The sequence below is a fragment of the Streptomyces scopuliridis genome (assembly GCF_042790125.1).
Lineage (GTDB): Bacteria > Actinomycetota > Actinomycetes > Streptomycetales > Streptomycetaceae > Streptomyces > Streptomyces scopuliridis_A.
In genome coordinates, this window is sequence record NZ_JBHTZS010000001.1 from 95,150 (window position 1) to 107,813 (window position 12,664).

2 protein-coding genes are annotated in these 12,664 nt (G+C 71.1%); both read left to right on the forward strand.

The features are described from left to right. The first annotated feature begins 35 nt into the window (after positions 1–35). Positions 36–1,541 carry an FAD-dependent monooxygenase gene (locus tag ACFRKB_RS00445; RefSeq protein ID WP_383101981.1) on the forward strand — a complete coding sequence of 502 codons (1,506 nt, stop codon included), beginning with the start codon at positions 36–38 and terminating at the stop codon, positions 1,539–1,541. A 118-nt stretch (positions 1,542–1,659) separates the two neighbouring features. Further along, the gene (locus tag ACFRKB_RS00450; RefSeq protein ID WP_463291720.1) at positions 1,660–12,603 is read left to right on the forward strand and encodes a type I polyketide synthase; all 10,944 of its coding nucleotides are present in this window, start codon (positions 1,660–1,662) and stop codon (positions 12,601–12,603) included. Positions 12,604–12,664 lie beyond the last annotated feature (61 nt).

Consider the following 12,664-nt stretch of genomic DNA (forward strand, 5'->3'; position numbering starts at 1 on the left):
AGCCGGACCTGATCCGAATCACCGAGGAGTAAGCAATGAGCAGCCCTGTCCTGATCGCCGGCGGCGGTCCCACCGGCCTGATGCTCGCCGGTGAGCTGGCGCTGGCCGGCGTGCGGAGCGTGGTGCTGGAGAAGCTGGCCACACCCCCACAGGAGTCGCGCGGCATGACCCTGCACGCGCGCGCCATCGAAACACTCCAGCAGCGCGGCCTGTGGGACCGCTTCCCCAAGGAAGACATCCCCGAATGGCACCGCGTCCACTTCTCCCTCTTCTGGCTCGACCTGGACGACCTCGGAGAGCACGAGTACACCCTGCTGCTGCCGCAGTGGCGCACCGAACGCTTCCTGGAACAGCGCGCCCTCGAACTCGGCGTCGACATCCGCCGCGGCCACGAGGTGCTCGGTTTCGAGCAGGACGAGGACGGCGTCACCGTACGCGTGGCCACCGGCTCCGGCGAAGAGGAACTGCGCGGCAGCTACCTCGTGGGCTGTGACGGCGGCGGCAGCACCGTACGCAAACTGGCCGGCATCGACTTCCCGGCCAGCGGACACACCTACTACGGCGTCGTCGGCGATGTCGAGATCCCCGACGGCGGCAGCGACCATGTCGCCCCCGGCCTCTACCCGGCCGGAACCTTCGGCATCACCGTCACCTCGCCCGGCCAACACCGCCTGACCGCCATCGAGTTCGACGGCAACCCGCCGCCCAAGGGGACACCGGTCACCCTCGACGAACTGCGGGGCGCCATCCGACGGGTCATCGGCGACGAACCGAAGATCGACAAGGTGCACTGGCTCTCCCGCTTCGTCAACACCACCCGCCTCGCCGCGCGGTACCGCGCCGGCCGGGTCTTCCTCGCCGGCGACTCCGCGCATGTGCATTTCCCCGCGACCGGCCAGGGCCTCAACGTGGGCATGCAGGACGCCATGAACCTCGGCTGGAAACTCGCCGCCGAGATCAACGGCTGGGCACCCGACGGCCTGCTGGACACCTACCACAGCGAACGGCACCCCGTCGGTCGCGAGGTCTGTATGAACACCCAGGCCCAGATGGCCCTGATGCACCCCCTCGACCGCATCGGCCCGCTGCGCGAACTCTTCGGCGAGCTGGTCAAGTTCGACGAGGTCAAGCGGTACCTCGTCAACATGGTCACCGGCCTCAGCAGCCGCTACGCCATGGACTACGCCGACCGGCCGGGCGACGGCCCCGAGGCCCATCCGCTGCTCGGCCGCCGCGTCCCCGACGCCCCGCTGGAGACCGCGGGCGACGGCCCGGCCACCGTGTCGCGGACACAGCACGCCGGCCGTCCCGTGGTGCTCGACCTCAGCGGCGGCACGGCGGAGCTCGGCGACCTCAGCGCCTGGTCCGACCGCGTCGAGGTGGTGACCGCCGCCCCCACACCCACGATCGGGGCGGCGGTCCTGGTCATCCGCCCCGACGGCCATGTCGCCTGGGCCGACCGCACCGGCGCCGACACCGAGGGCCTGCACCTGGCGCTGACCGCCTGGTTCGGGCCGTCCACGGCCGCCCGCGGCCGGTAGCACGTCCCGGGCCACACGCCCGAATCACGTCCCCGTACCACGTGAACTTGAAGCCGTACCACGTGAACTTGAAGCGGATGGATGCCCCATGGCGAACGAGGACAAGCTTCGCGACTATCTGAAGCGCGTCACAGCAGACCTCGCGCAGACCCGCAAGCGCCTGCGCGAGGTCGAGTCGGAACGAGCGGAACCCCTGGCCATCATCGGCATGGCCTGCCGCTACCCCGGGGGCATCGCCTCACCGGAGGACCTCTGGCGCCTGGTGGCATCCGGCGGCGACGCGATCGGCGACTTCCCCGAGGACCGCGGCTGGGACCTGGACCGGCTCTACGACCCGGACCCGGCCCACACCGGCACCTCGTACGCCCGGGAAGGCGGCTTCCTCTACAACGCCGCCGACTTCGACCCCGAGTTCTTCGGCCTGAGCCCCCGCGAGGCACTGGCCACCGACCCGCAGCAGCGGCTGCTCCTGGAAGCGTCCTGGGAGGCCGTCGAGCGGGCCGGTATCGACCCGGCCACCCTGCGCGGCAGCCGGACCGGTGTGTTCGCCGGCGTCATGTACAACGACTACGCCTCACGGCTCCAGGAGATGCCGCCAGGGCTGGAGGGCTACCTCGGCAACGGCAGCGCCGGCAGTATCGCCTCGGGCCGGGTGGCCTACGTTCTGGGCTTCGAGGGGCCGGCCGTCACCGTCGACACGGCCTGCTCGTCCTCCCTGGTCTCCCTGCATCTGGCCGGCCAGGCCCTGCGCAACGGCGAGTGCGACCTCGCGCTGGCGGGCGGCGTCACCGTCATGTCCACCCCCTCGACCTTCATCGAGTTCAGCCGCCAGCGCGGCCTGGCCCCCGACGGCCGCTGCAAGCCGTTCGCGGCGGGCGCCGACGGCACGGGCTGGGGCGAGGGCGTCGGCCTGCTGCTGGTCGAGCGGCTCTCGGACGCCCGTCGCCATGACCACGAGATCCTGGCCGTCGTCCGTGGCTCGGCCACCAACCAGGACGGCACCAGCAGCCAGCTCACAGCTCCCAACGGCCCGTCCCAGCAGCGGGTGATCCGTCAGGCATTGGCGAGTGCGCGTCTGTCGGCCGGTGATGTGGATGCGGTGGAGGCGCATGGTACGGGGACGCGGTTGGGTGATCCGATCGAGGCGCAGGCGTTGCTGGCGACGTATGGGCAGGGTCGTTCGTCGGAGCGGCCGTTGTGGTTGGGGTCGGTGAAGTCGAATATTGGTCATACGCAGGCGGCTGCGGGTGTGGCTGGTGTGATCAAGATGGTGTTGGCGATGCGGCATGGTGTGTTGCCGAGGACGTTGCATGTGGATGAGCCGTCGCCGCATGTGGATTGGTCGGCGGGGGCTGTTGAGCTGTTGAGGGAGGCGCGGGAGTGGCCGGAGGGTGGTCCGGACCGGCCGCGTCGGGCGGCCGTGTCGTCCTTCGGCATCAGCGGCACCAACGCGCATGTGATCGTGGAACAGGCGCCGGTCGAGGAGGTACCGGCTGAGGACGCGCCGGCTGAGGACGCGCCGACTGACGAGGCACCAGCAGCCGCTGGCGGCTCCGCGACGCTGCCTGTTGGCGGCGTGGTGCCGTGGGTGCTGTCGGCCAGGAACGAGGCCGCGCTGGCGGGCCAAGCCCAGCGCCTCCACCAACAGCTGGCCGAGGCCGCACCGGAGCCGGTCGCCGTCGCGCACTCGCTGCTGGCCACCCGGACACTCTTCGCCGAGCGCGCCGTGGTCCTCGGGGCCACCCAGCGGGAGTTGCTCGACGGACTGGCCGAGGTCGCCGCCGGCGAGCGGAGCCAGAACCGCTCGGTGGTACGGGGAGCCATCGGATCGGGTGGGACGGCGTTTCTGTTCGCTGGTCAGGGGAGTCAGCGGGTGGGGATGGGGGGTGGGTTGTATGGGGCGTTTCCGGTGTTCGCGGAGGCGTTTGACGCGGTGAGTGCGGCGTTCGAGGGGTTGCTGGAGCTGCCGTTGAGCGAGGCGGTGGATGACTCCGTGGTGCATGAGACGGCGTTTACGCAGCCGGGTTTGTTCGCGGTGGAGGTGGCGTTGTTCCGGTTGTGGGAGTCGTGGGGTGTGGTGCCCGACTTCCTCGCGGGTCATTCGGTGGGTGAGCTGGCTGCCGCGCATGTGGCCGGGGTCCTGTCGTTGGGGGATGCGGCGCGGTTGGTGGCGGCGCGTGGCCGTCTGATGCAGGCGTTGCCGGCTGGTGGGGCGATGGTGGCGGTGCGGGCGGGGGAGCCGGTCGTCGCCCCGTTCCTGGAGGGACGTACCGATGTTGCCCTGGCGGCGGTCAACAGCCCCTCTTCGACAGTGATTTCGGGTGAAGAGGGTGCGGTGCTGGAGGTGTCGGGTCTGCTGTCGGAGGCGGGTCACAAGACGCGTCGTCTGACTGTCAGCCACGCTTTTCATTCGCCGTTGATGGACGGCATGCTCGATGAATTCCGTGCGGTGGCCGGCGAGTTGGAGTTCTCCGCTCCGGCCATTCCGATTGTGTCGACGTTGACGGGTGGGCTGGTGACGGCCGAGGAGCTGTCCTCGGTGGATTACTGGGCGGCGCATGCCCGGCAGGCGGTGCTCTTCCACCAGGCGGTGCGCACTCTCGAAGGTGCAGGCGTGGGGACGTATGTCGAGATCGGTCCGGATGCCACGCTGACCGCTCTGGCCCAGGCGGGTGTCGAGGGCGAGGGCGCGGTCTTCGTACCGTCCCTGCGCAAGGACGGCCCGGAAGCCCGCAGCGTCACCGCCGCACTGGCCTCGGCCTTCGCGCAGGGGCTTCCCGTGCGATGGGAAGCACTGCTCGGGGAGAGAGGTACGCGACCGGTCGCGCTGCCCACGTACGCCTTCCAGCGGCAGCGGCTCTGGCTCGACGCGCCCGCCGCCCCATCGGACGCCGCCGGGCTGGGCATGCAATCCGTCGGACACCCACTGCTGAGCGCGTCGGTGCGGTCGGCCGACAGTGAGGGTGTGCTGTTCACCGGCCGGGTCTCCCTTCGGAGCCGGCCGTGGATCCGTGACCACAGCATTCACGGCACCGTCCTGGTGCCGGGCACCGCCCTCGTCGAGATGGCGATCCGTGCCGGTGACGACGTCGGTTGCGGCCGGGTCGAGGAACTCACCCTCGCAGCGCCCCTGACATTGACCGAGGAGGGCGAGACCGACCTTCAGCTGCTGCTGGGTGCTCCGGACGAGGAGGGGCGGCGGTCCGTCGACATCTACTCCCGTCCGGCGTCGGAGCAGCGGTGGACGCGTCATGCCACGGGTCTCTTGGGCCGTACCGCCTCGGCCGGCACCACGGCGTCCGAGCCGTCGGTGTGGCCCCCCGAGGGCGCCGTACCGGTGCCGGTGGCCGGTGCCTACGAGCGGCTGGCCGCGGAGGGGTACGGGTATGGCCCGGTGTTCCAGGGTCTGCGGGCGGTGTGGCGGCGGGGTGAGGAGACGTTCGCGGAGGTGGCGTTGGCGGAGGAGGCCGTCGAGGAGGTGGACGGTTTCGGTATCCACCCGGCGCTGCTGGACGCGTCACTGCACGCGCTGCTGCTCGGTGCTTCCGGTGAGGTCGGCGCTCCCACGGGCGAGCCCCTGCGGCTGCCCTTCTCCTGGGCGGGAACGGAACTTCACCGGACCGGAGCCAGGTCCGTCCGGGTGCGGCTGGTCAAGAAGGGCGAGACCGCGCTGTCCCTGGTCGTCGCTGACACCGAGGGCGCGACCGTCGCCGTGGTCGAATCCCTCGCGCTGCGGCCGGTCTCGGCCGGGGACCTCGCCGGGGCGGCCCGTACGCCGCAGGACTCACTCTTCGCCGAGGAGTGGATCCCTGTTCCGCCGGATGCCGTGACCGATACGCCGTGGCGGCTGCTGTCCGAAGTGCCGGACGGCGAAGTGGTCCCGGGTGTCGTGGTGTTGCCGGTCGCGGCGCCCGATGCGGAGAACGTTCCTTCGGGAGTGCGCCAGGTGCTGACCGACGTACTCGGGTCGGTTCAGGCGTGGCTGGACGACGCGAGGTACGAGGAAGCCCGGCTCGTCGTGGTGACGCGGGGGGCGACGAGCGGTGTGCGCGGCGCGGACGATATGGACCTGGCAGCCGCATCGGTGTGGGGCCTGCTGCGCTCGGCGCAGTCCGAACACCCCGGGCGCATCGTCCTGCTCGACCTGCCGCCCGAGGCCGCCCTGGACGAAGCGCTGACGCGTGCTGTGGGCTGCGGTGAAAGCCAGATGTCGCTGTATGACGACGAGTTGAGAGTGCCGCGACTTCAGCGCGTCCCCGCTCCCACGGGGACACCGACACCCTTCGACGTCGGTGATGGCTGGACGTTGGTGACGGGTGCTACGGGAACGTTGGGTGGGCTTGTGGCGCGGCATTTGGTGGCTGTGTGTGGGGTGCGTCGGCTTTTGTTGGTGAGTCGTCGTGGTTTGGCTGCTGAGGGTGCTGTGGGTTTGCGTGATGAGCTTGTGGGGTTGGGTGCTGAGGTGGTGTTCGAGGCGTGTGATGTGGGTGAGCGGGAGGCGGTGGCACGGCTGCTTGGCGGGTATCGGTTGTCTGCGGTGGTGCATACGGCGGGTGTGGTGGATGACGGTGTGTTCGGGGGTCTGACGTCTGATCGTGTGGATGGTGTGTTGCGTCCGAAGGTGGATGGGGCGTGGTATCTGCATGAGTTGACGCGGGATCTGGGGTTGTCGGCGTTTGTTCTGTTTTCGTCGGTGGCGGGGGTTTTGGGGAGTCCGGGGCAGGCGAATTACGCGGCGGCGAACACGTTCCTGGACGCGCTCGCGCGGCTGCGGCGGGTTTGTGGTCTGCCGGCTGTCTCGCTCGCCTGGGGCCTGTGGGACGACACCAGCGCCATGACGAAGGAACTCGCAGCCGCCGACCGGGCACGGATGGCGCGCACCGGCGTGGCTCCCATGACCGCCGACCAGGGGCTGGACCTTCTCGATGCCGCGCTGCAGACCGAGCTTCCGGCGCTGGTTCCGGCACGCCTGGACCTGAGCGCTCCGCGCGCGGCCGGGAGCCCGGAGGAGGTCCCGGCACTGCTGCGCGACCTGGTGCCGGCGGCGCCCCGCCGCGCCGCCGCCGCGACCACGACCGGTGACGCCTCGTGGTCGCGGCGACTCGCCGGGCTCACCCCGGACGAACAGGCCCGACAGGTCCTCGAATTGGTGCGGACACAGGTGGCGCAGGTCCTGGGCCATGCCTCCGGGGCGGCGGTCGATGCCGGCCGGGCCTTCCACGAGCTGGGCTTCGACTCGCTGACCGCCGTCGAACTGCGCAACCGGCTCGGCACGGCGACCGGCCTGCGGCTCCCGGCCACCGCCGTCTTCGACTACCCGTCCCCGGCGGAACTCGCCGATTTCCTCGCCACCGAGCTGCTTGGCGCTGGGCGGTTCGCCGAGGCGGCGGGTCGGTCGGCGGGTCTGTCGGCGGTTGTTGGCGTTGATGACGATCCGGTCGTGATCGTGGGGATGAGTTGCCGGTTCCCGGGTGGGGTGGGTTCGCCGGAGGAGTTCTGGGGGTTGCTGGAGGGGGGAGTGGACGCGGTCTCGGAGTTCCCGTCGGGTCGTGGGTGGGATGTTGAGGCGCTCTATGATCCCGACCCCGGGAATCCGGGCACGTCATACGTCCGCGAGGGCGGATTCCTGCACGAGGCGGACGGCTTCGACCCCGAATTCTTCGGTCTGAGCCCCCGCGAGGCGCTGGCGATCGACCCGCAGCAGCGGCTGCTTCTGGAGGCGTCCTGGGAAGCCTTCGAGCGGGCGGGGATCGACCCGACGACACTGAAGGGCAGCAGGACCGGCGTCTTCGCGGGCGTCATGTACAACGACTACGCCTCGCGGCTGCTGCACGACGTACCGGAGGAGCTGGAGGGCTTCCTCGGCTACAACAGCGCGGGCAGTGTCGCCTCGGGCCGGGTCTCGTACAACTTCGGTCTGGAAGGTCCTGCGGTCACTGTGGATACGGCGTGTTCGTCGTCGTTGGTGGCGTTGCATCTGGCGGTGCAGGCGCTGCGTAACGGTGAGTGTGACTTGGCGCTCGCCGGCGGCGTCACCGTGATGGCGAGCCCGGTGACTTTCGTGGAGTTCAGCCGTCAGCGGGGGTTGGCGGTGGATGGGCGGTGCAAGCCGTTCGCGGGTGGGGCGGATGGGACGGGGTGGGGTGAGGGTGTGGGGTTGTTGCTGGTCGAGCGGTTGTCAGACGCGCGTCGGCGGGGGCATGACGTGGTGGCCGTGGTACGGGGCAGTGCGGTCAATCAGGACGGTGCGAGTAATGGTCTGACGGCGCCGAACGGTCCGTCGCAGCAGCGGGTGATCCGCCAGGCATTGGCGGGTGCGGGGTTGTCGGCGGCGGATGTGGACGCGGTGGAGGCGCACGGTACGGGGACGCGGTTGGGTGATCCGATCGAGGCGCAGGCGTTGCTGGCGACGTATGGGCAGGGGCGTTCGTCGGAGCGGCCTTTGTGGTTGGGGTCGGTGAAGTCGAACATCGGTCATACGCAGGCGGCCGCGGGTGTGGCCGGTGTGATCAAGATGGTGTTGGCGATGCAGCGCGGTGTGCTGCCGAGGACGTTGCATGTGGATGAGCCGTCGCCGCATGTGGATTGGTCTGCGGGGGCTGTTGAGCTGTTGACGGAGGCGCGGGAGTGGCCGGAGGGTGGTCCGGATCGTCCGCGTCGGGCGGCCGTGTCGTCCTTCGGTATCAGCGGTACCAACGCGCACATCATTCTGGAACAGGCGCCGGCGGCCGAGGTCGTCGACGACGCCGCTGCTGTCGGGGAGGATCACGGCCCCGTACCGTTGCTGCTCTCCGCGAAGACCGCCGACGCCCTGCGCGCCCAGGCCCGTCGGCTGTCCGCCTTCATCGGCCAGGACGAGAAGGGGGGCCTGCCCGAACTGGGGCATGCCCTGGCGACCCGGCGTGCCGCCCTCGACGAGCGTGCGCTGATCGTGGCCGCGTCCGGCGAGGATCTGCGAAGCGGGCTCCGGGCGCTGGCCGAGGGCGAGGCCACGGGACACACGGTGCGGGGATCGTCCGGCAGCGGCCCGGGGCGTACCGCCTTCGTGTTTCCCGGTCAGGGTTCGCAGTGGGTGGGCATGGGCGCGGAGTTGTGGGCGGCCTCCCCGGTGTTCGGGGAGTGGATGGAGCGCTGCGAGGCGGCGTTGAGCCCTTATGTCGACTGGTCGCTGTCCGAAGTGGTGCGGGGTGGTGGTGCGTTGGAGCGGGTGGAGGTGATTCAGCCGGTTTCGTGGGCGGTGATGGTGTCGTTGGCGGGGTTGTGGCGGTCGGTGGGTGTGGTGCCGGATGCGGTGGTGGGGCATTCGCAGGGGGAGATCGCGGCTGCCGCGGTGTCGGGTGCGTTGTCGTTGGAGGACGCTGCGCGGGTGGTGGTGTTGCGTTCGCAGGTGATCGCCCGGGAGCTGGCGGGGCTGGGGGGTATGGCCTCGATCCCGTTGCCCGTCGATGTCGTACGCCAACGCATCGCCGATGAACCCGCGATCAGTGTGGCCGCCGTCAACGGGCCTGGTTCCACGGTGGTGTCCGGTGATGCGACGGCGGTGACGGCCTTGGTGGCCGGGTATGAGGGGGAGGGTGTGCGGGCTCGTCGGATTCCGGTGGACTATGCGTCGCATTCGGCTCATGTGGAGCGTGTCGAGGCGGAGTTGGCGCGGGTGTTGGCGTCGGTGGAGCCGAGGGCGCCGCGGGTGCCGTTCCTGTCGTCGGTGACGGGTGAGTGGATCGGTTCGACGGATCTCGACGGGGCGTACTGGTACCGCAATCTGCGGCAGACGGTCGAGTTCGAGAGGGCGGTACGGACGCTGGTGGCGGAGGGGTTCGGCACCTTCGTCGAGTCCAGCGCACACCCCGTGCTCTCGATGGGGCTGGAGGAGACCATCGAGGACACCGGGGCCCGGGGCGTCGTCGTCGGTACGCTGCGGCGGGACGAAGGCGGCTGGGGACGTTTCCTGATCTCCGTCGGGCAGGCGTGGGCCCGAGGCGTGGCGGTGGACTGGCCGGCCGTGCTGCCGCCGGCCGCCGGGCGCCCTGCCGACCTGCCCACCTACCCCTTCCAACGGCAGAGCTACTGGCTGCACGCCACGTCCCACGCGGGTGATTGGACCACAGCCGGACTGGTCGACGCCGGCCACCCGCTGCTGTCCGCCGCCCTCGAACGCGCCGACGGCGATGGAGTGGTGTTCACCGGCCGGCTGTCGCTCGACGCCCACCCCTGGCTCGCCGACCACGAGGTGCTGGGCACCTCTCTCGTCCCCGGATCGCTGTTCCTGGAACTCGCGCTGCACGCGGGGGAGCGGACCGGCTGCGAGCGCGTCGAGGAACTGACCCTGCACGCGCCGCTCGTTCTTCCCGAACACGCTGGCGTTCAACTTCAGGTCACCGTCGGTGAGCCGGACGACAAGGGCAGGCGTCCCCTGGGGGTGCACGCACGCCCGGAGGGCGGACGGGCCGATGACGGCGCACAGGAGTGGACCCACCATGCCGAGGGACTGCTCGGTCCCGTCACGCCGACAGCTCCGGCCGCCGCCCCGCATGCTGCCACGGACGCCGCGGAATGGCCGCCGCGTGCCGCACAGCCGCTGTCCGTCGACGGCTTCTACCCGGAGCGGGCGGCCGAGGGTTACGGGTACGGCCCGGCGTTCCAGGGGCTGCGGGCCGCCTGGCGGCTCGGCGAGGAGATCTACGCGGAGGTCGCACTGCCCGAGGAGGCGACGGACGGTGTCGCGGGCTTCGGCCTCCACCCGGCGCTGCTGCAGACCGCCCTGCACGCCCTGCAACTGCCGGCCGCAGAACGCCTCACGCCGGGGCAGGCGGACGGACCCGTGGTGCCGTTCAGCTGGACGGGGGCGACCCTGCGGGCGTCCGGCGCCACCGCACTCAGGGTCAGGATCGCGCCGGCCGCCGCGGCGGACACGGTGTCCCTGGAGGCGTACGACCTCACCGGCGCCCCGGTGGCCTCGCTCGCGTCGCTGACACTGCGTTCGGTGCCGCGGGAACAGCTCGTACGGCTCGCCCGGAACGGGGCGGACGGCCGGAACGGCGACGCGCTGTTCGACCTGGGCTGGGTGCCGCTGCCCGCGGCGCAGGCCGTGCCGTCCGGGTCCGAGGGCCGGTGGGCGGTGCTCGGCGAGGCGGCGGCGTGCGCGATCGCGCCACAGCTCAAGGCGGACGGGCTGGACGTGGTGGAGTACGACACGCCGCACGACATCGGGGACGAGGTGCCAACGGCCGTACTGCTGCCGGTGGCGAGCCCGGCGCCCTGCGGTGACGCCGCGCTGGACGGCGGCGACGGCGGCGAGGACCTCGCCGCGCGGACACATACGGTGCTCTTCGAGGTGCTCGACACCCTTCAGATGTGGCTCGCGGACGAGAAGTTCGAGCGGTCCCGGCTGGTGGTCGTCACCCGGGGCGCGGTGGCCGGAGTGCCAGGAGAGCGGATCACGGATCCGGCCGCCGCGGCGGTATGGGGGCTGCTGCGCTCGGCACAGACGGAGAATCCCGACCGCTTCCTCCTCCTCGACGCCCATCCCGGCGAGCACGGCTCCCTCGCCGAAGCGGTCACCGCGGCCCTGCACGCGGATGAGCCCCAGCTCGCGGTGCGCTCCGGCCGGCTGTACGTGCCGCGACTGGCCCGGATCACGGCTCCGCCGGCCGCCGGGGGCGCGCCCTTCGGCACCGGCACGGTCCTGGTGACCGGCGCCATGGGCACCCTCGGTGCCCTGGTGGCCAGGCATCTGGTGACCGAGCACGGCGTGCGGCAGCTGCTGCTGACCAGCCGTCGGGGTCCCGCCGCCGAGGGCGCCTCCGAGCTGAGGGCGGAGCTGACCGGTCTGGGGGCGCGCGTACGGGTGGTGGCCTGCGACATGGCGGAGCGGGAGGCGGTGGCCGCGCTGCTGGCGTCCGTACCGGCCGAGCATCCGCTGACGGCCGTGGTGCACACCGCTGGAGTGCTGGACGACGGCATCGTCGCGGGGCTGACCCATGAGCAGGTGGCTTCGGTGCTGCGGCCGAAGGTGGCGGCGGCCTGGCATCTGCACGAACTGACACGGGAGTTGGACCTGGCCGCCTTTGTGCTGTTCTCCTCGGCCGCCGGCACCCTCGGCAGCCCGGGGCAGGCCAACTACGCGGCAGCCAATGCCTTCCTCGACGGCCTGGCCCACCACCGGCGGGCCACCGGTCTGCGGGCGCTTTCGCTGGGCTGGGGGCTGTGGGCGGACGACAGCGGCATGACCAGTGCCATGGGCAGCGCCGATGTGGCCAGGATGGCCCGTTCCGGCGTGGCGCCGATGGCCGCGGACGCCGGACTCGCGCTCTTCGACGCGTCGTTGTCGGGGGACCTGGCGTTCCTGCTCGCGGCGCGGGTCGACACCGCGGCCCTGCGGGCAGCCGCCACGTCCGGGCCGACGCCCGCCGTGTTCCGCGGCTTGGTCCGTGCCTCGTCCCGCCGGATCGTACGCGACCAGGGCGGCCGCCCAGGAACCGCCGGCTCGGCCTGGGCACGGGGACTCGTCGGCCTCGATGTGCCCCAACAGCGTGCGAGGGTGCTGGAGTTGGTGCGCGGCGAGGTGGCCGCGGTACTGGGACACAGCAACCCGAAGAAGGTGGACACCGACCGCGGGTTCAAGGACCTCGGCTTCACCTCACTGACGTCCGTGGAGCTGCGCAACCGGCTCGCGACGGCCTCCGGGCTGCGGCTGCCGACGACCCTGGTCTTCGACCACCCGACCCTCGAAGCGCTCGCCGAGCGCCTGCGCGGCGAACTCGCCCCCGACGGCCAGGACCCCGACACCTCACTGATGGCGGAGATCGAACGACTGGAGCGGGCCCTGCTCGACCGGTCCGCCGTATCCGCCGCGTCCGCCGCCCCGGCACCCTCCGGGCCCGACGGCACGGGTGTCGACGACGCCACCCACGAAAAGATCGGCGCCCGGCTACAGGCTCTGCTGTGGAAGTGGAACGACCTGCTGGTGACACCCGGTGACACCGCCCCGGACGAGGACCTGACCGCGGCGACCGACGACGAACTGTTCGACGCCCTCGACGACGAGCTCGGCATCTCCTGAAGCAGTCATCTCCTGAAGCAGTCGGACCTGACAAAGACCTGGCCACCTTGAAGGGGTTTGC